General features: G+C 30.0%; 36 protein-coding genes and 1 pseudogene. 36 read left to right on the plus strand and 1 reads right to left on the minus strand.

What is annotated here, in order from left to right:
- The first annotated feature begins 313 nt into the window (after nt 1–313).
- On the plus strand, nt 314–661 hold the full coding sequence (locus tag AAHJ01_RS01090) for a hypothetical protein (RefSeq protein ID WP_342226781.1): 348 nt from the start codon (nt 314–316) through the stop codon (nt 659–661).
- Nucleotides 662–750: 89 nt separating this feature from the next.
- Nucleotides 751–2,586, plus strand: coding sequence for an ATP-dependent zinc metalloprotease FtsH (ftsH, locus tag AAHJ01_RS01095; protein ID WP_342226782.1), 1,836 nt, complete (start codon nt 751–753; stop codon nt 2,584–2,586).
- A gap of 6 nt (nt 2,587–2,592) precedes the next feature.
- Here the strand turns inward: ftsH and dnaK are convergent, their stop codons facing one another.
- Nucleotides 2,593–4,494, minus strand: a complete 1,902-nt coding sequence (dnaK, locus tag AAHJ01_RS01100; RefSeq protein WP_342226783.1) for a molecular chaperone DnaK — start codon at nt 4,492–4,494, stop codon at nt 2,593–2,595.
- A 204-nt stretch (nt 4,495–4,698) separates the two neighbouring features.
- Here dnaK and rplM point away from each other — a divergent pair, with 204 nt between their 5' ends.
- The 34 genes and pseudogenes from rplM to rpsK all read left to right on the plus strand — a co-directional run bounded on the left by rplM (nt 4,699) and on the right by rpsK (nt 22,150).
- On the plus strand, nt 4,699–5,145 hold the full coding sequence (gene rplM / locus AAHJ01_RS01105; RefSeq protein ID WP_342226784.1) for a 50S ribosomal protein L13: 447 nt from the start codon (nt 4,699–4,701) through the stop codon (nt 5,143–5,145).
- A gap of 6 nt (nt 5,146–5,151) precedes the next feature.
- A complete protein-coding gene (rpsI, locus tag AAHJ01_RS01110; RefSeq protein WP_342226785.1) occupies nt 5,152–5,538 on the plus strand; it encodes a 30S ribosomal protein S9 in 387 nt (128 codons plus the stop codon).
- Nucleotides 5,539–5,592: 54 nt separating this feature from the next.
- Nucleotides 5,593–6,309 carry a 30S ribosomal protein S2 gene (gene rpsB, locus AAHJ01_RS01115; protein ID WP_342226786.1) on the plus strand — a complete coding sequence of 239 codons (717 nt, stop codon included), beginning with the start codon at nt 5,593–5,595 and terminating at the stop codon, nt 6,307–6,309.
- Nucleotides 6,302–7,123: a translation elongation factor Ts gene (gene tsf / locus AAHJ01_RS01120; RefSeq protein ID WP_342226787.1), complete on the plus strand. Its 822-nt coding sequence runs from the start codon at nt 6,302–6,304 to the stop codon at nt 7,121–7,123. Before rpsB ends, tsf begins: the two co-directional genes overlap by 8 nt.
- Before the next feature lie 329 nt (nt 7,124–7,452).
- Complete coding sequence (locus AAHJ01_RS01125; protein WP_342226788.1) at nt 7,453–7,656, plus strand: M24 family metallopeptidase; 204 nt, start codon at nt 7,453–7,455, stop codon at nt 7,654–7,656.
- 285 nt (nt 7,657–7,941) lie between these two features.
- A complete protein-coding gene (rpsL, locus tag AAHJ01_RS01130) occupies nt 7,942–8,331 on the plus strand; it encodes a 30S ribosomal protein S12 (protein ID WP_342226789.1) in 390 nt (129 codons plus the stop codon).
- Complete coding sequence (gene rpsG, locus AAHJ01_RS01135; protein ID WP_342226790.1) at nt 8,312–8,788, plus strand: 30S ribosomal protein S7; 477 nt, start codon at nt 8,312–8,314, stop codon at nt 8,786–8,788. Before rpsL ends, rpsG begins: the two co-directional genes overlap by 20 nt.
- Nucleotides 8,788–10,890 carry an elongation factor G gene (gene fusA / locus AAHJ01_RS01140; protein WP_342226791.1) on the plus strand — a complete coding sequence of 701 codons (2,103 nt, stop codon included), beginning with the start codon at nt 8,788–8,790 and terminating at the stop codon, nt 10,888–10,890. The genes rpsG and fusA overlap by 1 nt, the downstream gene beginning before the upstream one ends.
- Nucleotides 10,880–11,180 (plus strand): annotated as a pseudogene (gene rpsJ / locus AAHJ01_RS01145) (30S ribosomal protein S10). The gene fusA and the pseudogene rpsJ overlap by 11 nt, the downstream one beginning before the upstream one ends.
- A gap of 6 nt (nt 11,181–11,186) precedes the next feature.
- Nucleotides 11,187–11,813 carry a 50S ribosomal protein L3 gene (rplC, locus tag AAHJ01_RS01150; protein WP_342226792.1) on the plus strand — a complete coding sequence of 209 codons (627 nt, stop codon included), beginning with the start codon at nt 11,187–11,189 and terminating at the stop codon, nt 11,811–11,813.
- Nucleotides 11,804–12,439, plus strand: a complete 636-nt coding sequence (gene rplD, locus AAHJ01_RS01155) for a 50S ribosomal protein L4 (protein WP_342226793.1) — start codon at nt 11,804–11,806, stop codon at nt 12,437–12,439. Before rplC ends, rplD begins: the two co-directional genes overlap by 10 nt.
- Nucleotides 12,440–12,441: 2 nt before the next feature.
- Entirely contained in the window at nt 12,442–12,720 is a 279-nt protein-coding gene (locus AAHJ01_RS01160) for a 50S ribosomal protein L23 (protein WP_342226794.1), read from the plus strand.
- Nucleotides 12,721–12,722: 2 nt separating this feature from the next.
- Nucleotides 12,723–13,535: a 50S ribosomal protein L2 gene (gene rplB / locus AAHJ01_RS01165; RefSeq protein ID WP_342226795.1), complete on the plus strand. Its 813-nt coding sequence runs from the start codon at nt 12,723–12,725 to the stop codon at nt 13,533–13,535.
- Between the two features lie 3 nt (nt 13,536–13,538).
- A complete protein-coding gene (rpsS, locus tag AAHJ01_RS01170) occupies nt 13,539–13,820 on the plus strand; it encodes a 30S ribosomal protein S19 (protein WP_342226796.1) in 282 nt (93 codons plus the stop codon).
- Nucleotides 13,821–13,824: 4 nt separating this feature from the next.
- Nucleotides 13,825–14,211, plus strand: coding sequence for a 50S ribosomal protein L22 (gene rplV, locus AAHJ01_RS01175; RefSeq protein ID WP_342226797.1), 387 nt, complete (start codon nt 13,825–13,827; stop codon nt 14,209–14,211).
- Entirely contained in the window at nt 14,211–14,891 is a 681-nt protein-coding gene (gene rpsC, locus AAHJ01_RS01180; protein WP_342226798.1) for a 30S ribosomal protein S3, read from the plus strand. Before rplV ends, rpsC begins: the two co-directional genes overlap by 1 nt.
- Before the next feature lie 7 nt (nt 14,892–14,898).
- A complete protein-coding gene (rplP, locus tag AAHJ01_RS01185) occupies nt 14,899–15,321 on the plus strand; it encodes a 50S ribosomal protein L16 (RefSeq protein WP_342226799.1) in 423 nt (140 codons plus the stop codon).
- Between the two features lie 2 nt (nt 15,322–15,323).
- Nucleotides 15,324–15,512 carry a 50S ribosomal protein L29 gene (gene rpmC, locus AAHJ01_RS01190; RefSeq protein WP_342226800.1) on the plus strand — a complete coding sequence of 63 codons (189 nt, stop codon included), beginning with the start codon at nt 15,324–15,326 and terminating at the stop codon, nt 15,510–15,512.
- Nucleotides 15,513–15,520: 8 nt separating this feature from the next.
- Nucleotides 15,521–15,775, plus strand: coding sequence for a 30S ribosomal protein S17 (rpsQ, locus tag AAHJ01_RS01195; RefSeq protein ID WP_342226801.1), 255 nt, complete (start codon nt 15,521–15,523; stop codon nt 15,773–15,775).
- A 7-nt stretch (nt 15,776–15,782) separates the two neighbouring features.
- Nucleotides 15,783–16,154, plus strand: a complete 372-nt coding sequence (rplN, locus tag AAHJ01_RS01200) for a 50S ribosomal protein L14 (RefSeq protein ID WP_342226802.1) — start codon at nt 15,783–15,785, stop codon at nt 16,152–16,154.
- A gap of 6 nt (nt 16,155–16,160) precedes the next feature.
- Nucleotides 16,161–16,472 carry a 50S ribosomal protein L24 gene (gene rplX / locus AAHJ01_RS01205; RefSeq protein ID WP_342226803.1) on the plus strand — a complete coding sequence of 104 codons (312 nt, stop codon included), beginning with the start codon at nt 16,161–16,163 and terminating at the stop codon, nt 16,470–16,472.
- Nucleotides 16,469–17,017 carry a 50S ribosomal protein L5 gene (gene rplE / locus AAHJ01_RS01210; RefSeq protein WP_342226804.1) on the plus strand — a complete coding sequence of 183 codons (549 nt, stop codon included), beginning with the start codon at nt 16,469–16,471 and terminating at the stop codon, nt 17,015–17,017. Before rplX ends, rplE begins: the two co-directional genes overlap by 4 nt.
- Before the next feature lie 6 nt (nt 17,018–17,023).
- The gene (rpsN, locus tag AAHJ01_RS01215) at nt 17,024–17,293 is read left to right on the plus strand and encodes a 30S ribosomal protein S14 (RefSeq protein WP_342226805.1); all 270 of its coding nucleotides are present in this window, start codon (nt 17,024–17,026) and stop codon (nt 17,291–17,293) included.
- Nucleotide 17,294: 1 nt separating this feature from the next.
- Complete coding sequence (gene rpsH, locus AAHJ01_RS01220) at nt 17,295–17,693, plus strand: 30S ribosomal protein S8 (RefSeq protein ID WP_342226806.1); 399 nt, start codon at nt 17,295–17,297, stop codon at nt 17,691–17,693.
- Nucleotides 17,694–17,704: 11 nt separating this feature from the next.
- A complete protein-coding gene (rplF, locus tag AAHJ01_RS01225) occupies nt 17,705–18,253 on the plus strand; it encodes a 50S ribosomal protein L6 (RefSeq protein WP_342226807.1) in 549 nt (182 codons plus the stop codon).
- A 2-nt stretch (nt 18,254–18,255) separates the two neighbouring features.
- Nucleotides 18,256–18,573 carry a 50S ribosomal protein L18 gene (rplR, locus tag AAHJ01_RS01230; RefSeq protein ID WP_342226808.1) on the plus strand — a complete coding sequence of 106 codons (318 nt, stop codon included), beginning with the start codon at nt 18,256–18,258 and terminating at the stop codon, nt 18,571–18,573.
- A gap of 6 nt (nt 18,574–18,579) precedes the next feature.
- The gene (rpsE, locus tag AAHJ01_RS01235) at nt 18,580–19,077 is read left to right on the plus strand and encodes a 30S ribosomal protein S5 (RefSeq protein WP_342226809.1); all 498 of its coding nucleotides are present in this window, start codon (nt 18,580–18,582) and stop codon (nt 19,075–19,077) included.
- A gap of 5 nt (nt 19,078–19,082) precedes the next feature.
- Complete coding sequence (rpmD, locus tag AAHJ01_RS01240; RefSeq protein WP_342226810.1) at nt 19,083–19,280, plus strand: 50S ribosomal protein L30; 198 nt, start codon at nt 19,083–19,085, stop codon at nt 19,278–19,280.
- On the plus strand, nt 19,258–19,674 hold the full coding sequence (gene rplO, locus AAHJ01_RS01245; protein WP_342226811.1) for a 50S ribosomal protein L15: 417 nt from the start codon (nt 19,258–19,260) through the stop codon (nt 19,672–19,674). Before rpmD ends, rplO begins: the two co-directional genes overlap by 23 nt.
- Complete coding sequence (gene secY / locus AAHJ01_RS01250) at nt 19,655–21,019, plus strand: preprotein translocase subunit SecY (RefSeq protein WP_342226812.1); 1,365 nt, start codon at nt 19,655–19,657, stop codon at nt 21,017–21,019. Before rplO ends, secY begins: the two co-directional genes overlap by 20 nt.
- 4 nt (nt 21,020–21,023) lie before the next feature.
- A complete protein-coding gene (gene infA, locus AAHJ01_RS01255; RefSeq protein ID WP_342226813.1) occupies nt 21,024–21,245 on the plus strand; it encodes a translation initiation factor IF-1 in 222 nt (73 codons plus the stop codon).
- A gap of 20 nt (nt 21,246–21,265) precedes the next feature.
- Nucleotides 21,266–21,385 (plus strand): 50S ribosomal protein L36, encoded by a 120-nt coding sequence (gene rpmJ / locus AAHJ01_RS01260; RefSeq protein ID WP_038436078.1) that lies wholly within the window; start codon nt 21,266–21,268, stop codon nt 21,383–21,385.
- 3 nt (nt 21,386–21,388) lie between these two features.
- The gene (gene rpsM, locus AAHJ01_RS01265; RefSeq protein WP_342226814.1) at nt 21,389–21,766 is read left to right on the plus strand and encodes a 30S ribosomal protein S13; all 378 of its coding nucleotides are present in this window, start codon (nt 21,389–21,391) and stop codon (nt 21,764–21,766) included.
- A complete protein-coding gene (rpsK, locus tag AAHJ01_RS01270) occupies nt 21,767–22,150 on the plus strand; it encodes a 30S ribosomal protein S11 (protein WP_342226815.1) in 384 nt (127 codons plus the stop codon).

Raw genomic sequence — 22,150 nt, forward strand, 5'->3', positions numbered from 1 at the left:
TCCTTTTAAAACAACGAAAATTCAATAAAAAATACTGACATCACCATTTGATATTAAATGGTGTTCTATGTTTTCTCCATTAGTTTATAATGAACTTAATTGTAAGGCAAAGTGGGATTTTGTTCCATTAAAGTATAATCTTCTTAAGAAGTATGGTGATAATTTTGAAGATCTTATCCCATTTGGTTGGAGTATTTTGATCAAAAACAAAGTTTAATTATTATAGTAAAACTTATATTATTCCCCATTACTTATTGGCAATGTAAATTCATTGCTATAATGAAAATTATACGTTATGATATAGAAGAACTGAATGAAAATTATACGTTATGATATAGAAGAACTGAATGAAAAACTTAAATCTGCAGATAAGCAACAAGCTACTATAGAATTTTATAAAAAAATCGTAATAAATCCAATGTCTGGATTTTTTATGCACTGTTTCAATTTTTTTAAAAAGATTATTAATCTTCGAGGAAAATCATTTCTTTGGGCTTATGATTTAACTTATTACGATTCAGTATTTCATCTTCCTATCCCTATTTATCCCTATTTATCCCTATTTATGGAAATCATGTTAGTTTATTTTATATTGTATACAAAGTTTAGTCATATAAATAATTACGTTCAAGTAAATAATAATAATATTTCATGCCCATAATAATGCTTTTATTTAATTATGCTTCCGTACTTTCATTATATTATATAAAATCTTTTGAATATTATGTTTATATATAAGGGAATAATATTATGAATAAAAACAAATATTTTTTTTTTCTCTCAGGTTTCCTGATTATTTTGGGAATATTTCTTTTTCAATATTTGGTCTTTAAAAGACAACAGATTTCTCCAGATTTTTTTTTTAAAATCCTTTCTGAAAAAAGAGTTCAGAAAATAATTATAACAAATCACTCTAAAGCCATCATATGGGTTTATAAAAAAAATATAAAAAATAAAAAATATCTTTTATATACAGATTTTGATCATTATGAATTAACTATAAATAATTTTCCTTTTTTTTCTAAAAAGATTGAAGAATATAAATATCTCTATAAATTAAATCTCATTCTTCTTTTAAATAATCAAAAAGAATCTAATTTTAGCAAAACTGTCATTGAATCCGTATTCTTTTTTTTCCTCTTTGTAATATTCTGGGGATTCATATTATCTCGTATAAACGTAGGTTCTGGAAAACATATATTTAATATTGGAAAGTCTAAAGCTAAACTTTTTGACGAAAACGATAATGTTAAAATTACTTTCCAAGACGTAGCTGGGTTGGAAGGAGCAAAGGAAGAAATCCAAGAAATTGTTGACTTTCTAAAAAATCCTAATAAATATACTAATTTAGGAGGGAAAATTCCTAAAGGTGCGCTTTTAGTTGGACCTCCAGGAACAGGGAAAACTCTTTTAGCTAAAGCTGTTGCCGGAGAAGCTCAAGTCCCGTTCTTTTCTCTTTCTGGATCTGATTTCGTAGAAATGTTTGTTGGAGTAGGTGCTTCTCGCGTTAGAGATCTTTTTAAACAAGCTAAGGAAAAATCTCCTTCCATTATTTTTATTGATGAAATCGATGCGATAGGACGTTCTAGGGTAAAAAATAATATTAATGGAGCTAATGACGAACGTGAAAATACCCTTAATCAGCTACTTACAGAAATGGATGGTTTTGATACCAATACTAATGTTATAGTGATGTCTGCCACCAATCGTTCAGAGATTCTTGATCAGGCACTTTTACGTCCTGGACGTTTTGATCGTACTCTTTTTATAGATCTTCCAGAACTAAATGAAAGAAAAGAAATTTTTTTAGTACATATTAAAAAATTAAAAATTGCAAAAGATATAGATATTGAATTTTTATCTCGTCAAACTTCTGGGTTTAGTGGTGCTGATATAGCGAATATATGTAATGAATCTGCTATTATAGCAGCTCGTCAAGAAAAATCAAAAATAGAATATCAAGATTTTTTAAGTGCTATAGATAGAATTATTGGAGGATTTGAAAAGAAAAATAAAGTAATAAAGTTAGCAGAAAAAGAAAGAATAGCTTATCATGAAGCAGGTCATGCTGCTATTAGTTGGTTAATTGAACATGCGGCTCCTCTTGTAAAAGTTACTATTGTTCCTAGGGGAAAATCTTTAGGAGCCGCTTGGTATCTTCCAGAAGAACGTCAATTAACTACTTTTGAACAGATGCAAGATGAAATTTGTGCTTTATTAGGAGGACGGGCTGCTGAACAAGTAATATTTAAAACTATTTCTACAGGTGCTTTAAACGATTTAGAACGTGTTACTAAACAAGCACAATCTATGGTAACAATTTTTGGATTAAATAAACGTATTGGTAATATTTCTTATTATGACTCTACAGTTAAAAACGAATCTGCTAAACCCTATAGTGAAAATACTGCCAGAATTATTGATGAAGAAATTTCTAAAATTATTGAAGAACAATATCAACGTGCATATAAATTATTAGCTAATAATCGTGTAAAACTTAAAAAATTAGCTAAGAAATTACTTGATAAAGAAGTTATCTTTAAAGAAGATCTTGAGGAAATTTTTGGAAACAGACCTTTTCCATAAAATATTTTATTTAACTTCTTCAAAATCGACATCTTGAACATTTTTACTCTGAGTATTAGATGCGGAAGTATTTTTACTCTGAGTATTAGATGCGGAAGTATTTTTTTGAGCAGTATACAATTCTTGTGAAATACTGGTCCAAATATCTGTTAAAATTTTTGTAGTCCTGTCTATTTCATAGAAATTTTTTGAAGCCCGAGCATTTTTAAGCTGTTGTAAAATATCTTCTATTTTTTTCTTATTCTCTTTTGATAATTTGTTTTCGGATTCTTTAATCTGTTTTTCAGTTTGAAAAATTAGTCCATCCGTAGCATTTAACTTATCAATTTCTTCTTTATATTTTCTGTCTTTATCAGCATTTTCTTGGGCTTCTCGTTTCATTTTTTCAATTTCTTCTTGACTTAATCCTGAAGAAGCTTCAATACGAATTGATTGTTCTCTATTAGTACCTTTATCTTTAGCTGAAACGTTTAAAATACCATTGGCATCAATATCAAAAGTTACTTCTATTTGAGGTCTTCCTCTAGGAGCTGGTGGTATATTAATTAAATCGAACCGGCCAATTTCTTTATTATCTTTGAAAAGAGATCGTTCACCTTGTCCTACTCGAATAGTTACAGCTGGTTGATTGTCAGAAGCAGTAGAAAATGTTTCTGATTTTTTTGTTGGTATAGTTGTATTAGATTCTATTAATTTAGTAAATATTCCACCTAAAGTTTCTATACCTAAAGAAAGTGGTGTGACATCCAGGAGAAGCACATCTTTAATATCTCCAACAAGAACTCCACCTTGAATAGCTGCTCCTATAGCTACAACTTCGTCAGGATTAACACCTTTTGAAGGTTTTTTTCCAAATAATTTTTCTACTTCAGCTTGAATTTTTGGAATTCGTGTAGAACCACCTACTAAAATTACTTCATCAATATCTTTAATTGCATCTAATCCAGCAGATTCTAATGCTTTTTTGCAAGGTTCCATGGAACGACGAATAAGACCATCTTCAAGTTGTTCAAATTGAGCTCTAGTAATAGTTTGTACTAAATGTTTTGGTCCAGAAGAAGTAGCAGTAATATAAGGTAAATTAATTTCAGTTTTTAGTCCTGAGGAAAGTTCGATTTTTGCTTTTTCAGCTGCTTCTTTTAAACGTTGATGAGCCATAGGATCTTGTCGAAGATCAATACCTTCTTGAGATTGGAAACTCTTTACCAAGAAATTAATAAGAATATCGTCAAAATCATCTCCTCCTAAATTGGTATCTCCATTTGTAGAAAGTACTTCAAATACGCCATCACCTAATTCTAGAATAGAAATATCGAAAGTCCCTCCTCCTAAATCATATACTGCGATTTTTTTATCATGTTTCTTTTTATCTAATCCATAAGCTAATGCTGCTGCAGTAGGTTCATTAATTATGCGTTCTACTTTCAATCCTGCAATTTCTCCAGATTCTTTAGTAGCTTGTCTTTGTGAATCATTAAAATATGCAGGGACAGTGATAACTGCACGGGTAACTTTCTGTCCAAGATAATCTTCAGCAGTTTTCTTCATTTTTTGTAAAATCATTGCTGAAATTTCTTGTGGAGTATAAATTTTTTTATCTATATCGACTCTTGGAGTATTATTAGGACCTTGTATAACCTTATATGGCACCCGATTTATTTCAGTAGAAAGATCCGAAAATGTTGTCCCCATAAACCGTTTTATTGAAAAAATAGTTTTTTTAGAATTAGTAACAGCTTGTCTTTTAGCTGGATCTCCGATTTTTATTTCTCCTTCTTCAACAAAGGCTACCATAGATGGAGTAGTTCTTTTTCCTTCAGAATTAGGAATTACTATAGGATCATTCCCTTCCATTACTGCAACACAGGAATTGGTTGTTCCTAAATCTATACCAATAATTTTATTCATTTTTAAAATTTTTAAAAAGAGAAAACAAGCATTGTGCCATTAATTTTTTTTTATATGATTGTGTGTTTATTTTATAATGTCATTATCAATGACTTTATGTCAACTTTAGAAGATTTTTTTGTAATAATTTTGTAAATTAAAACTAAAATGCTATATATACTCATGCTTTTCTTTGTAAACAATGATTTTATTTTTTAATATACTGTGGACAGTTTAAGCTTTAAAACAAATTCCGTCTCAAAATATGAGATAAGCAAACGTTGGTTACTTATTGATGCAACAGATAAAAGTTTAGGAAGACTTGCTTCTACTATTGCTAAAATAATAATAGGAAAACATAAAATTCTTTTTACACCTAACATAAATTGTGGTGACCATATTATCGTGATTAATGCAGAAAAAATAAGTTTAAAAGGGAATAATTGGAAAAATAGAAAATACATAAGTTATACTGGTTACCCTGGTGGTAAAAAATGTCTAAGCGTTTTTGAACAATTCAATAAAAATCCGATTGTTATTTTAGAAAAAGCTGTTAAAGGAATGTTACCTAAAACAAGGTTAGGGAATCAACTTTATAAAAACCTGCATGTGTATGTAGGTCAAAAACATAAACATGTGTCTCAAACACCTATAGTATTGAATATTAATTAATTTGATATGGAAGTTTTACATATAATAGGAAGAAGAAAAACTTCAATAGCTCGGTTGTATTTATCACCAGGATGTGGTAAAATAGTTATTAATAAAAGAAATTATAAAAAATATTTTCCACAAAAGTTATTAAGATATAAAATTTTACAACCGTTTTCACTTACTAATAATATAGATAAATTCGATTTAAAAATTCGGGTTTTAGGAGGAGGTATAAACGGACAGGCTGAAGCTATTCAGTTAGCTATTTCTCGTGCTCTTTGTAAGATAAATTCAGAAAATCGAAGAATTTTAAAACCTTTAGGATTACTCACCCGTGATCCACGTTCAGTAGAACGTAAAAAATTTGGAAGAAAAAAAGCTAGAAAGAAATCACAGTTCTCTAAACGTTAATTTTCTCGAGAATATTCCGATATATTTATATTATTTTAAATAAATAAATGTAGAATGTCGAAATCGAAAATAAATATAAAAGAATTATTATCTACTGATGTCCATTTTGGACATTCTTCACGTAAATGGTGTGCTCATATGAGTCCATATATATACATGAAAAAAAATGGAATTTATATTATAGATCTTTATAAAACTATAGAAAAGTTACAGGAAGCTTGTAAAGCTATACAGGATATTGTTTATTCAGGTAAAAAAATCCTCTTTGTAGCCACAAAAAAACAAGCTAAAGACATAGTCTCAGAAGTTTCTAGAAAACATAATATGCCTTATATTACAGAACGTTGGTTAGGAGGTTTACTGACAAATTTTATAACTATTCGTAAAACAGTTAAAAAACTTAATCTTATTGACAAAAAAAAGAAAAGTGGTGCTTACGAATCTCTTTCAAAAAAAGAATTATTAATGATAAATCGTTCTCAAAAAAAGCTTGAAAAATATATAGGATCTATATCAGGAATGACGCGATTACCATTCGCCATTTTTATTATAGATATCTCTCGAGAAAAAATAGCTCTTAAAGAAGCTAAGAAACTTAATATTACCACGTTTGCTATGGTAGATACTGATTCTAATCCCAAATTAGTAGATTATTTTATTCCTTCTAATGATGATTCTTCAAAATCTATATCAATTATTTTAAAATATATAAGTGAAGCTATAGCTTTAGGAATTTCTTCTAGACAAAAAGAACGAGAAAACAATGTCTAGAATAACTGCTAATCAAATAAAGAATCTGAGGAAAAAAACTGGTTCTGGAATAATGGATTGCAAAAAAGCGCTTATAGAATCTAAGGGAGATTTTCAAAAAGCTATTGAAATATTACGAATAAATGGAAAAAAAATTGCAATGAGTCTTTCTCATCGCGAGACTAATGAAGGAGTTCTTATTGCAAAAGTAAATAGAGAAGAAACACAAGGAGTAATTATAGGATTAAGTTGTGAAACTGATTTCGTAGCAAAAAATAGTTCTTTTATTAAATTAGCTAATAAATTTGCAGAAATAGCGATTTCATGTAGAAATAAAGATGATTTATTAAATAAATTTATAGGTAATCTTCCGATTAAGGAAAAACTTATAGAACAAACTGGTGTAATAGGAGAAAAAATTGATTTATGTTTTTTTGAAAAACTTTCAGCTTCTTTTGTCTCTTTTTATGTTCATAATGGAAATAAAATAGCTAGTTTAGTCGGATTATCATCTGCACCTAAAGGTGTTCAAGAAGTAGCTAAAAATTTAGCTATGCAAGTAGCTGCTATGAATCCCATAGCTTTAAATAAAAAAAAGTTATCTACTGATATACTTCATAAAGAAAAAGAAATTGCAAAAGAACAATCAAGAAAAGAAGGAAAACCTGAAAATATTATAGAAAAAATTTCTCAAGGAAAATTAAATAAATTTTTTGATGAAAATTTACTTCTTGACCAAAAATTTATAAAAAATAATAAATTATCTGTATTAGAATATGTAAAAAAATTTAATTCGAATATTCAAATTACTGATTATAAAAGATTATCTTTTTAAGGTGGTCAAATATTATTTTGTCCTTCTAATATGTGATATTATCGATTAATCCTTACTCTTCCTCCTAATGTTCGTCCAAAAAATACTCTCTATAATTAAAGAAAGTGCTCAATTGGTTTACAAAACATTAGGAATGTTAACTTCATAAATACAACCAGGTGTAACTACACTTTATTTAGATCACAAGGCCGAAGAATTTAGACGTTATCATGGCGGTATTCCAGCTTTTCTAGTACTTTATAATTTTCCCAATACATTATGCGTATCTACCAATGACATGGTATTCCCAATAAAAAACCTTTATCTGAAGGAGATATTGTGGGGTACTAATGAATGGATATTATGGTGATCATGCTTATACTTTTGCAGTAGGTGAAATATCTGAAGACCGAAAAAAAACTCATAGAGGTTATTCTCTATCCCGTGGTATCTATTCTTGTAGAATAGGGAATTGTACAGGAGATATTGGATACGCTATTCATAACTATGCAGAAAAATATGGTTCCGGTGTAGTTATAGAATACACGGATTAGTAAAAAAATCTAATCCTCTGTTACCCAATTATGGAAAAAGAGGATATGATGGTCCTAGCTATTGAACCCATGATTAATCAGGGAACACCTAAGAGAATTAAAAAATATGATTGGACAATTATTACTAATAAGCCTTCAGTTCATTTTTAACATAATGTAGAAACCCAATTTTACTTTCTACATCTAAAACTATTCATTCTTCTGAAGAGGAACCGACTATTAAACGTATTCTGCTCTTACTCGAGAATAAGTATAAATTCGTCATTTATTTTTAACAAAAATCTTATGCCAACAATCCAACAGTTAATAAGAAAGAAAAGAGAAATTTTTAATAAAAAAAGCAAATCTCCGGCTTTAAATTCTTGTCCTCAACGTCGAGGAGTCTGTATACGAGTTTATACTACTACTCCTAAAAAACCTAATTCGGCAATGCGTAAAGTGGCTAGAGTCCGGTTAACTAATGGAAAAGAGGTTAATGCCTATATTCCTGGTGAGGGTCATAATTTACAAGAACACTCTATCGTTTTAGTTCGTGGTGGAAGAGTTAAAGATTTGCCTGGTGTACGTTATCATATATTACGAGGTGCTATAGATACTGCTGGAGTAAAAGATAGAAAACAAGCACGTAGTAAATATGGAACTAAATATTCCAAAAATGAAAAAAGTAACCCTTAAAAAAAGATCTTTATTACCTGATCCAAAATTTAACGACCCCTTAGTAAGTCGTTTTGTTAATAATTTAATGAAAAATGGGAAGAAAAATCTCGCATATAACATCTTTTATGGTGCTATGAAAATTGTAAAAGAACGTAATGAAAATAAAGATAAAAATGAGCTAGAAATTTGGAAACAAGCACTTACCAATATTATGCCTCATGTAGAAGTTAGGAGTCGTAGAGTAGGAGGATCTACTTTTCAGATTCCTAGACAAATTAGTCCATATAGAAAAATATCAATAGCTATGAAATGGCTTATCTGTTACTCACGAAAAAGAAATGAAAAAAGTATGTCTGATAATCTTGCTGCAGAAATTATTGCCGCATCTAAGGAAGAAGGATTAGCTGTAAAGAAACGTATTGATACTCATAAAATGGCCGAATCTAATAAAGCTTTCTCACATTTTAGGTTCTAATGAAAGATCTTAAATTTACTAGGAATATAGGTATAGCAGCGCATATAGATGCAGGAAAAACTACTACTACAGAACGTATCCTTTTTTATACTGGGATCAACCATAAAATAGGTGAAGTCCATGATGGGGCTTCCACTATGGATTGGATGGCTCAAGAACAAGAGAGAGGTATTACTATTACTTCAGCTGCTACTAGATGTGAATGGAAATATTGTAATAATAAATATGATATAAATATTATAGATACACCAGGTCACGTGGATTTTACCGTAGAAGTAGAACGTTCCTTAAGAGTCTTAGATGGAATGGTTACTATTTTTAGTGCGGTAGATGGAGTAGAACCACAATCCGAAACTGTATGGCGTCAAGCAGAAAAATATAAAGTCCCAAGAATAGGTTTCGTCAATAAGATGGATAGACGAGGTGCAGATTTTTTCAATGTTTGTTCTCAGGTAAAAAAAATATTAGGTGGGAATCCTTTGCCCCTGCAAGTTCCTATTGGGAGCGAAGAAAGTTTTAAAGGTGTTGTGGATCTTATTTATAATAAAGCTATAATCTGGAGTGAAGATGATTATGGTATGACTTATAAAAATATCCCTATTCCCAACAATCTTGAAAAAATAGTAGCTTACTATCGTGGAAAACTTATTGAAGCTATCGCGGAATACGATGATATTTTGATGGAAAAATTTTTTGAAAATCCTAATTCTATTTCAGAAAAGGAGTTGATTGAAGATTTGAGAAAAGCTACTATTCAAATGAAGATTGTTCCTATGCTTTGTGGATCATCATTTAAAAATAAAGGGGTCCAGTCTATTTTAGATGCTGTTTGTCAATATCTTCCATCTCCTCTAGATGTGGAACAGATTATTGGAAATAATATTAAAACAAAATCTTCCGAAAAAATAATTCCAAGTGATAATGAACCATTTACAGCTTTAGCTTTTAAAATTTCTACTGATCCTTTTGTCGGTCGTTTAGCTTTTTTTAGGGTCTATTCTGGAAAGCTTTCTGCAGGTTCTTATGTTTTAAATACTCGTTCCAATAATAGAGAACGTATTTCTCGTCTATATCAAATGCATGCTAATAAGCAAAACCCAATTAATAGTATTAAATCAGGAGATATTGGAGCTGCTGTAGGATTTAAAGATATAAAAACTGGAGATACTCTTTGTGATGAGAATCGGCCGATCCTTTTGGAAAGTATATCTTTTCCTGATCCAGTAATCGGGTTTTCCATAGAACCTAAATATAAAAATGATATTGATAAAATGAGTTTTGCTCTTTCCAGACTCGTTGAAGAAGATCCTACTCTTCAAGTTCGTATAGATAATTCCAGTGGACAAACGATTTTATCAGGAATGGGAGAGCTTCATTTAGAAATCATTATTGATCGTCTTAAAAGGGAATTTCAAGTAGAAGTAAATCAAGGAAAACCTCAAGTAGAGTACAAAGAATCATTTACTACAGAATATAAACATAGAGAGGTTTATAAAAAACAAACTGGAGGTCGGGGGAAATTTGCTGATATTATATTTAAAATTGGTCCTTCTAATAAGAATTCGTTCGAATTTGTTAATTCTGTAAAAGGAGGAAATATTCCTAAGGAGTTTATTCCATCTATAGAAAAAGGTTTTAAAGAAGCTATGAAAACCGGTCCTTTAGCAGGTTATGAAATAGATGCGATGAAAATAACTTTAATAGATGGAACGTATCATCCTGTGGATTCTGATCAATTATCATTTGAACTAGCAGCTAAGATCGGGTTTAAAGAAGCGGCAAAAAAAGCAAATCCAGTTCTATTAGAACCTATTATGAAAATTGAAATAGTTACTTCAGAAGAAAATCTTGGAAATATAGTAAGTGATTTAAACCGACGTCGTGGTATTATGCAAGGTGTAGATGATCGTAACAATTCTAAAATAATTAGAGCACAGGTTCCTTTAACTGAAATGTTTGGATATGTAACTACTTTACGAACACTTTCGTCAGGAAGAGCTACTTCTTCAATGGAATTTTCTCATTACGAATCTGCTCCTAAAAACGTTGCTGAATCTATTATTTTTAGGGTAAAAGGAGATCCTCATAAAAATGAATCATAAAATTAGAATAAAATTAAAATCTTACGATCATAATTTAGTAGTCTGCTGAAAAAATAGTCAAATCTGTGAAACCCACTGGGGCTTTTGTTAACGGACCCATATGTTTGCCAACACAAAAAAAAATTTTTACTATTTTACGTTCACCACATGTTAATAAAAAGTCTCGTGATCAGTACGAATTACGTATTCATAAAAGATTATTAGATATTTATAGTCTTTCTTCTAAAACTATAGATGTGCTAATGAAACTCGAAATTCCTAGTGGTGTAGAAATTGAAATAAAAGGATAATTTATTATGTCAGGTATTATAGGAAAAAAAATTGGAATGACGAGTCTTTTTGATGAAGATGGAAAACATGTTTCTTGCACTGTTATTCAGGCAGGGCCATGTTCAGTTATACAAATTAAAACTTTTGAAAAAGATGGTTATTCATCTGTACAACTAGGTTTCGATAATCAACTAGAAAAAAATGTATCTAAACCTCTGTATGGTCATTTTAAAAAAGCTGGAGTGTATCCTAAAAAAAAAATTATGGAATTTTCTGGCGAATTTGTGAATAATATAAAATTAGGTGATGAAATCAGTATAAATTTATTCTCAGAAGGAGAATTTGTCGATGTCACAGGTTTATCTAAAGGTCGGGGGTTTCAGGGTGTAGTCAAGAGACATAATTTTTCTGGAGTTGGAGAACGAACTCATGGTCAACATAATAGGTTAAGATCTCCAGGTTCTATTGGAGCAGGATCTGATCCTTCTAGAGTCTTTAAAGGAACAAAAATGGGAGGTAGAATGGGATATAAAAATGTTACTGTTAAAAATCTTAAAGTCCTAAAAATAGTTCTTGAACGTCAGATTATTGTTTTAAAAGGGTCTGTTCCTGGTAATAACAATACATATCTAGCAATTAAAAAATGGAAATAGCCGTATTAAATATTAAAGGAGAATCTACCGGTCGTCATATTTTATTAGACCCCTCTATTTTTAAGAGAGATTATAATGATCATTTAATATATTTTGATATTAAAAGTTATTTAGCTTCACAACGTCAAGGAACAAATAAAACTAAGGAGAGGAGCAAATTATCAGGAAGCACTAGAAAACTTCATCGTCAAAAAGGGACAGGTAGTTCAAGAAAGGGAGATATTCATAATCCATTATTTCGTGGTGGGGCTAGAGTCTTTGGACCTCGTCCAAGATCGTTTCATCAAAAATTGAATAAACTTGCAAAAAGTTTAGTTAAAAAATCTATACTTAGTAAAAAAGTAAAAGATAATGCTATTAAAGTAGTAGAAGATTTTTCTTTTGAAAAGCCTAATACTAAAAAATTTTTAAGTCTATTACGTTCTTTTAAATTAGAAAAGAAAAAAATCCTCTTTGTATTAAAAACACCAGATAAAAAATTATATCTGTCGGCAAGAAATTTACAAGGAAAAAAAATTAGAACTGTTAACGAAATAAATAGCTATGATTTACTGAATTCAGTTAAATTAATTTTTTTAGAAAGTGCTTTTTGTCAAATTCAGGAAAATTTAAAAAAAGTAATATAAACATGGATTTTTTATTAAAAAAGCCAATTATTACTGAAAAAACTAGTGCTGCTGTTAAGTTGCACAATGTTTACGTTTTTTTAGTAAATATACGTCATAATAAATATGATATAAAAAAAATAATTGAAAATAGATATTCTGTATCTGTAAAAAATGTCCGGATTATAGTGTGTGCACCTAAACGTTTTAAATATAAAAAAATTAAAAAAGCTCTAGTAGAATTTAAAAAAGGACAATCGATAGATTTTTATAATCTAGATTGTTATCATCAGATTCAGTAATTATGTCAGTGAAAAAATTAAAACCTATAACACCTGGACAGAGATTTAGAATTGTAAATAGTTTTAAGGAAATTACTAAAACTATTCCTAGCAAAATTTTAACTAAAGGAAAATCCTCTACTGGAGGTAGAAATAATACTGGAAAAATGACTGTCCGTTATATTGGACAGGGTCATAAAAGAAAATATAGAATTATCGACTTCAAAAGAGATAAAAGAGAGATATTTGCCGTAGTGAAATCTATAGAATATGATCCTAATCGTTCAGCGTTTATCTCTCTTCTTCATTATGACGATGGAGAAAAGCGGTATATTATTGCCCAAAATGGACTTAAAGTTGGGCAGAAAATTATTTCTGGAAAATCAGTACTTCCTGAAATAGGAAATGCTACTTTTTTAAGTGATATCCCGTTAGGTACGATTATTTCTTGTATTGAAGTTCAACCAGGTAAAGGAGCCAAAATTGCCCGTAGTGCTGGTTCGTATGCGCAAATCTCTGATAGAGATAATAAATATGCTATAATTAAACTACCTTCAGGTAAAACAAAGATACTATTGGCTACTTGTATGGCTACTATAGGTTCAGTATCAAATTCAGATCATCAATTAGAAATATCTGGGAAAGCGGGTAGGAACCGTTGGTTAGGAAGAAGGCCTAGGACCAGAGCAGTTGCTATGAATCCTGTAGATCATGCTATGGGGGGTGGTGAAGGTAAAGCATCCGGTGGTCATCCCAGAAGCCGTAAAGGGATTCTTTCTAAGGGATATAAGACAACCAGAAAGGTCGATAGAATTGATAAAAAATATATGAAATAAATTATGACACGTTCCTTAAAAAAAGGTCCATATATACACTATAAATTATATAAAAAGGTTACAAAAAGGTCTCATTCTATTAAAAATAAAAAACCCGTTATAAAAACTTGGTCTAGAAATTCTGTTATTTCTCCAGATTTTGTTGGAAAAATTATAGCAGTTCATAATGGAAAACAATTTATACCAGTATCTATTACTGAGAATATGGTAGGTCACAAACTAGGAGAATTCTCTCCTACACGGATTTTTAGGGGACATGCTGGTGCGAAGAAAAAAATAAAATAAATTTATGGGATCAAGAAAAAGAATAAGTGCTATATCTAAAAGACGTCCAGTTTTTGCATGTTTAAATAACGTCCCTATTTCAGCTAGAAAAATGAGACTAATAGCTAATTTAATACGTAATCTTTCAACCCAGAAGGCCCTAGAAGTAGTTCAATTTAATAAAAAACATGCATCTATTTATTTTGAAAAGCTTATTCTTTCTGCTATGGCTAACTGGATAAATAATAACACCTCTCTTGGTAAAGAGCATTTATATATTAGTAGAATCTATGTAGATAGTGCTCATATGCTCAAAAGAGTTCGTGCTGCTCCTCAGGGGAGAAGTCATCAAATTAGAAAAAGATCTAACCATGTTAGTATTTTTTTGTATAGTAAAAATAATGGAGAATAATGGGACAAAAAACAAATCCGATTGCTAATCGACTAGGTATTATAAGAGGTTGGGATTCTAACTGGTATGGAGGAAAAAATTACAAAAATAGAATAAAAGAAGATTACCATATACGTAAATATATTGAAGTACACTTTTCAAAGTCTAGTATATCTCATATTTATATAGAAAGTACTTTAAAAATGATCATTCTTACTATTACTACATCTCGTCCTGGTATTATTATTGGAAAAGGAGGAAAAGAAATAGATAAACTAAAAGAGTCATTAAAAAAAATGACTAAGAAAGATGTTAATATTAATATATATGATATACGTAATTCTTCTTTGGATGCTCGTTTGGTCGCCAAAAATTTATCCCAACAAATTTCCAATAGAATTTCTTATAAGAAAGCTATTAAGGTAGCTATTTATGATGCTAAACGTCTGGATGTTGAAGGTATCAAAATCCAGATATCTGGTAGGTTAAATGGTGCAGAAATGTCCCGAACTGAATCTTATAAAGAGGGTCGGATTCCTCTTTCGACCCTTCGTGCTGACATAGATTATGCTATCGATTTTGCTAAGACTTCTTATGGAATAATTGGAATAAAAGTTTGGATTATGAAAGGAGAAATTTATGAAAAAAAAACAGATCTATCTCCATTAATAGGATTGAAAAAACAACAAAGACCCAAATAAAAAAAAGATGTTACAACCTAAAATAACAAAATATAGAAAACAACAGAAAGGTCGCATAAAAGGAAAATCTAGTAGAAATTGTACCCTTTCTTTTGGAATTTTCGGGTTAAAAACATTAGAGTCAAGTTTGATAACAGACCGTCAGATAGAAGCTTCTCGTATAGCAGCTACTCGGTATATGAAAAGAGAAGGAAGATTATGGATTAATATTTTTCCTGATAAACCAATAACTAGGAAACCTCAAGAAGTTAGAATGGGTAAAGGAAAAGGTTCAGTAGAATTTTGGGCAGTGCCTGTAAAATCAGGTTGTATTTTATTGGAAATTAGTGAAGTAACATTATTAATAGCTAGAGAAGCTTTACGGTTGGCAGCAAAAAAGTTACCAGTAAAGACTAAATTTATAGTAGCCAATAATTTTTATGGATTATAAGAATGAAAGCATCTGAAATAATCAATCTCTCTATAAAAGAAATTAGTAACCAAATAAAAAATAAAAAATCAGAGTATGAAATTCTTCATTTTAATAATAAAATATCTACGTTAAAAAATCCTCTAAAATTAAGAATTACTAGAAAAATTATAGCTCGGATGCTGACTATACTTCGGAAAAAAAATACATAAAATTTTTTATGAAAAGGAATTTAAGAAAAGAAAAAATCGGAGTTGTTATTAGTAATAAAATGAATAAAACTATTATTGTAAAAGAAATAAGACGTGTCAAACATCCTTATTATAGAAAAGCTATATCTAGGATAAAAAAATATGCTGCACATGACGAATATAATATTTGCAATGAGGGAGATCTTGTTCAATTAATGGAAACACGTCCACTTAGTAAAAGTAAGCGTTGGAGATTGGTTAGAATAATAGAAGAAGTCAAATAGTTATTAGATGTTACAGCAAGAATCCATACTGAAAGTTGCCGATAATACAGGGGTTAAAGAGGTATTACTTATTCGTATACTTGGCGGTACTAAAAAGCGGTATGCCTCGATAGGAGATAGGATCGTAGTATCTTTTAAAAAAGTTATTTATTCAGGTGATATAAAAAAAGGGCAGGTCTCTAAAGCTGTAGTTGTACGTACAAAAAAACCAGTTCGTCGTGAAGACGGTTCTTATATTTCATTTGATGATAATGCTTGTGTACTTCTCAATACTTCAGGAGAAATTATAGGGACTCGTATTTTTGGACCTATTCCTCGGGAACTACGTGAACATAATAAATATCTGAAAATTATATCATTAGCATCTGAAGTTCTTTAGATTATTATGAAATCAAAAATAAAAAAAGGAGATAAAATCATCGTTTTAAGTGGAAATTATAAAGGGGTTAAAGGAAGAGTAATAGCTGTTTTTCCTAAAAACAAAACCGCTATTGTAAAAGGTGTTAATCTTATAAAACAACATATTAAACCCCATGATAACAATCCCAAAGGGGAGATTATTAAAAGAGAATCTCCTATCTCTTTATCAAAGATTTCTGTAGTTGATCCAGATAGCGTAAAACCGACCCGTATTGGATTTCATCTAAAAGATGGAAAGAAGTTTCGGATAGCAAAGCGTTCTGGAAAAATCTTATGATGTATTTACCTAGAATAAAAAGTTTATATAAAAAGAAAACTTCTCTGATAATGGAAGAATTCAAATATTCTTCGCCGATGCAGGTTCCGATACTTAAAAAAATTATTATAAGCCAAGGAATAGGAGATGCTGTATCCGATAAAAAACTGATAAAGTATGCTATTGACGAAATTAGTGCTATTGCTGGTCAAAAAGCAGTCCCTTGTCTATCAAGAAAAGATGAATCCGGGTTTAAACTCCGTAAGGGAATTCCAGTGGGAATTAAGGTCACTCTTAGAGGAGATAGAATGTTTGAATTTTTAGATAGGTTAATCACTGTAGCTCTTCCTAGAGTACGAGATTTTAATGGAATTAATTTTAAAAGTTTCGATGGTCACGGTAACTACAATATGGGGATATCAGAACAAATTATATTTCCAGAAATTTCTATAGAAAAAATTAACAAAATTTCAGGAATGGATCTTACTTTTGTTACCTCAGCTAAAAGTGATGAAGAGGCGTTTTCATTACTAAGACATCTTGGATTGCCTTTTAAAAAAAAATAAATAAAAATGGCTAAAAAATCTCTTCAATCTAGAGAACGTAATAGATTAAAATTATATAACAAATATGCTGAAAAACGTAATAAGCTAAAAAAATCTGGTAATTATGAGGGGTTGCAAAAACTTCCTCGAAATTCTTCTAGAGTTAGATTGCATAATCGTTGTGAATTTACAGGACGTCCTAAAGGATACATGCGTCTATTTGGAGTATCTAGGATTTTTTTTAGAGAACTTGTAAATATGGGTTTAATTCCAGGGATAAAAAAATCTAGTTGGTAATATGTACACAGATCCTATAGCAGATTTTTTAACACGAATTCGGAATGCTTTAAATGCTGAACATAGTATAGTGGAAATTCCTTCTTCAAAATTAAAAAAAGAGATTACAAAAATCTTATTTGATCAAGGATTAATATTAAGTTATAAATTTGAAGAAAATTCAAATAAGAAAAATATTAAAATTGCTTTAAAATATGACCGTAAAACAAGAAAACCAGTAATTAAGTCTATTAAGCGTTTAAGCAAACCAGGATTAAGAAAATACAGTTCATCTACTAATTTACCTCGTGTATTAAATGGGTTAGGAATTGCAATAATTTCGACCTCTCAAGGCGTCATGACAGATAAACAGGCTCGAGCAAAACATGTTGGAGGAGAAGTTATATGTCATGTATATTAAAAATGTTATTTATGTTAAGAATTCGAAATTTTCCTCTTTCTATACCGAAAGGAGTTTCGGTCGAATTAAAAAACAATAATCTTATAGAAGTATTAGGACAGATCGGAAAATTACAACAAGTATTCTCTTCACGAATTAAAATAGAATATAATGGAGAAAAACTCTTAGTGAAGAGAACTTCAGATAACAAGGAAGATAGAGCAATACATGGTCTTTATTGCTCAATTATTAAAAATATGTTTATTGGAGTCACCATGGGATTTTCTAAGGAATTGGAATTAGTAGGAATAGGATACAGAGCTTTTCATAAAAATCAACGATTAGAATTAAATTTAGGTTTTTCTCACAATATTATAATGGAACTTCCGATAGAAATTAAACTACATACCCAATATGAAAAAGGAAAAAATCCATTAATTATTCTTAAATCCTGTGATAAGCAACTATTAGGTCTTGTTGCTGCTAAAATTTATTCTATTAGAAAACCAGATCCTTATAAGGGAAAAGGAGTAAGATACGTCGGAAAATATATAAGAAGAAAAGCAGGAAAATCCGCTTAAAAATGTCTAAAAAAAAGAATAAAATTTTTGGTACTTCAGAAAGGCCCCGTCTATCAATATATAGAAGTAATAAAGATATTTTTGCTCAAGTCATTGATGATTTTAAAGGTATTACGTTATCTTCAGCAACAAGTAAGGAAAAAAAATTTAAAATAAAAGTAAGTAAAACTAAAAAAGCTACTTTGGTTGGTCAAATCTTAGGAGAAAAAACTCTTAAGTTAGGTATAAGTCGTGTAGTCTTTGATAGAAATGGTTATCTCTATCACGGTAGAGTAAAAGCCTTAGCTGAAGCAGCTCGAAAAGAAGGATTAGAATTTTAACCCAAAATGGAAAAAACAGTTATTAATAAAAAAATTTCTAGACTTGTTGAAGTAGATAGAGTAGTAAAAGTAACCAAAGGAGGAAGAGGATTTAGTTATCGGGCACTTGTAGTAGTGGGGAATGAAACTGGTATAGCCGGATACGGGACTGGAAAATCTAAAGATATTTCTGAAGCTATTTCAAAAGCGGAAGATAATGCTAAAAAAAATATGTTTAAAATTCCTGCTGTTAATGGTAGTATTCCTCATGAACAAGAATCTCGTTATTCAGGGGCTTGTGTTTTTATGAAACCTGCTTCTCAAGGAACAGGACTTATTGCTGGTGGCGCAGTGCGCGCTGTATTAGAAGTAGTTGGGATTAAAAACGTACTGTCAAAATCTAAAGGTTCTACTAATGCACACAATGTAGTAAAAGCAACGTTTAAAGCATTATCAAATATGCGTGATATAAAAAATATTGCTAGAGAAAGAGGTGTCTCTATACAAAAAGTTTTAAAAGGTTAAAACAAATGAATAAAATTAAAATTACGCAAGTCAAAAGTATTATAAAATGCTCTAATAATCAAAAAAAAACTATTAAAGCCTTAGGGTTAAGAAAAATTAATCAGAAGGTAGAGCATCTTTATACTCCTCAAATACTAGGAATGATCCGTAAAGTAAGGCATCTTCTAAAAATAGAAACAAATGAAATTTGTAAAAAATTGTAACCGTCTTGGTAGAGGGCAAGCTTCTGGAAAAGGAGGAACTTCAACACGAGGACATAAAGGAGCAAAATCACGCTCAGGAAATTCTACTAAATTTGGATTTGAAGGTGGTCAAATGCCTCTACAGCGCCGCATCCCTAAATTTGGATTTAAAAATATTCATCGTAAATGTTATGTTGGTATTAATATAGATGTCTTACAAAATTTAGTAGATAAGGGAAAAATTAAAACCGAAGTGAATCCAATAATTTTACAAAAACTCGGTTTAGTATATAAAAATAAATTAGTCAAAATATTGGGTCGTGGAAAATTAACATATAAAATAAATTTTTCAGCTTTAAAATTTAGCAAAAGTGCTATAAAAGCAATCCAAAAGGTTGGAGGTCAAATTTGTTAGTACTCTAAAAAATATTTGTAAAGTAGAAGAATTGCGGAACCGAATTATTGTTACTATTTTTTTTTTATTAGTCTACCGTTTAGTATCTTATGTTCCTTTAGTAGGAATTAATTCTAGAGAGATAGGTTACTTTATAGAAAATCTGAATCCAAGTCCCAAGAACATTATGCAGGTTCTTTCTTCATTTACTGGTGGTGCTTTTACCCATGCTTCTGTATTAGCTCTTGGAATCATGCCTTATATCTCAGCCTCTATTGTTATCCAACTGATGGAAATTATTTTTCCATCTCTAAAAAGAGAAGGAGAAAGTGGGATAAAAAAAATTAATGATCTTACTAAATGGCTTACTATAGGTCTTTGCCTTATTCAGGCCCCAGCATATATTGCAGCACTTACTACTCAATTCTTACCATTTTCTTATATTCCTAAAGCTTATCTATTAGATATAACAAGTTACGAGGTCAAATTTGTTTTCTGGTTAATGTCTATTTTATTACTTACTACAGGAACATTATTTTCTATGTGGCTTGGAGAAAATATTTCCAATAAAGGAATAGGAAATGGTATTTCATTAATTATTATGATAGGTATCATAGTACGTTTTCCAGAATCCATAGTTATGGAAATACGAAATAGAATGGAAGTAGGTAACGTTGGTCTATTTTTATTATTTGTTGAATTTATAATTTGGTTTTTTATCATACTATTTTGTATATTTGTTAGACAATCCGTGAGAAAAATTCCTCTTCAATATGTCAAATCTATTAAAAATTATTCTGTTTCAATAAAACCGTCAATTCGACAATATATTCCGTTAAGTGTTCTAACGGTAGGAGTTCTGCCTATTATATTTGCACATGCCATTATGTTATTGCCAGTAATTTTATTTCCTCATATTAGAAATGAAGAATTAAAAAAAATTGTAGACATTTTCCAAGATATTTATGGAGTTTGGTATAATATAGTATTTGTTTTTCTTATCATATCCTTTACATTTTTTTATACCGCAATTACTATTCCTGTAAATAAAATGGCGGATGATCTTAAAAAAAATGGAGCATATATTCCAGGCGTAAAACCTGGTCAGGATACGATTGATTATATAGATAATATTTTGTATAAAATAACTTTTTTAGGAGCAATTTTCCTGGCAATAATTGCCGTATTGCCTGCTATTGTGGTCAGAATAGGAGTTACTAAGGGATTTTCTTTATTTTACGGAGGTACATCATTATTAATTATTATAGGAGTAGTACTAGATATGTCTCAACAAATAAATGCTTATTTGCTTAATATTCATTATGACGGAATGATGCAAGGAAAAATATCTTATAACAAAAAATAATTTCATGTATAATAAAAAAGAATCTTTTATAGAGCAAGATGCTGAAATTATAGAAGCATTGCCTAATGCAATGTTCCGTGCTCGTTTAGAGAACGGACATATTCTTAAAGTTTATATATCTGGAAAAATGAGAAAGAATTATATAAAAATTCTTCCTGGAGATAAAGTTAGGATGGAAATTTCTCCTTATGACCTTACTAAAGGTCGAGTTATTTATAGATATTAGAATTTATAACATTTGATGCAATGAAAGTGAAAACCTCTTTAAAAAAAAGAAGTGTTGATTCTAAAATAGTAAGACGTAAGGGTGGACGTTTATATGTAATAGATAAAAAAAATCCAAAATTTAAACAAAGACAGGCGTAGTATATGGCAAGACTTTCAGGAGTAGACTTACCTAAAAACAAAAGGGGAGTAATAGGACTAACGTATATCTACGGTATAGGAAAAAGTACAGCGAAAAAAATCCTTTCCCAAGTAGGAGTAAATCATGATAAAAAAATAAAAGATTGGAGTGATGAAGAAATTAATGACATCCGGAAAGTTCTTCTAGAAAGTGTAAAAACTGAAGGAGAACTTAAATCGGAATACCAGATGAACATTAAACGTTTAATGGATATAGGTTGCTATAGAGGGATTCGTCATCGAATTGGTTTGCCATTAAGGGGACAGAAAACTAAAAATAATTCTAGGACCAGAAAAGGTGTAAAAAAAACAGTAGCTAATAAGAAAAAAATTATTAAATAAATGAAAACACATGGCAAAAACAATAGTAAAAAAGTTGAAGTTGATATTATAGGTATAGCACATATAAATTCTTCTTTCAATAACATTATCATTACTTTAACAAATAAAAAAGGAGAGGTTATATGTTCTTGTTCTGCAGGTGAAATAGGATTTAAAGGTTCTAAAAAGAATACACCTTATGCTGCTCAAATAACTGCTGATAAAGTAGCTGAAAAGGGTTTTAATGCTGGACTTAGAAAAGTAGATGTTATTATAAAAGGATGTGGAATTGGTAGAGAATCAGCTATTCGTTCTTTGAATAAGGTAATTTCCGTTGTTAGTATTACAGATAGTACTCCATTGCCTCATAATGGATGTAGACCTCCTAAACGTAGAAGAGCTTAA

Source organism: Candidatus Walczuchella endosymbiont of Icerya purchasi (assembly GCF_964030875.1).
Lineage (GTDB): Bacteria > Bacteroidota > Bacteroidia > Flavobacteriales > Blattabacteriaceae > Walczuchella.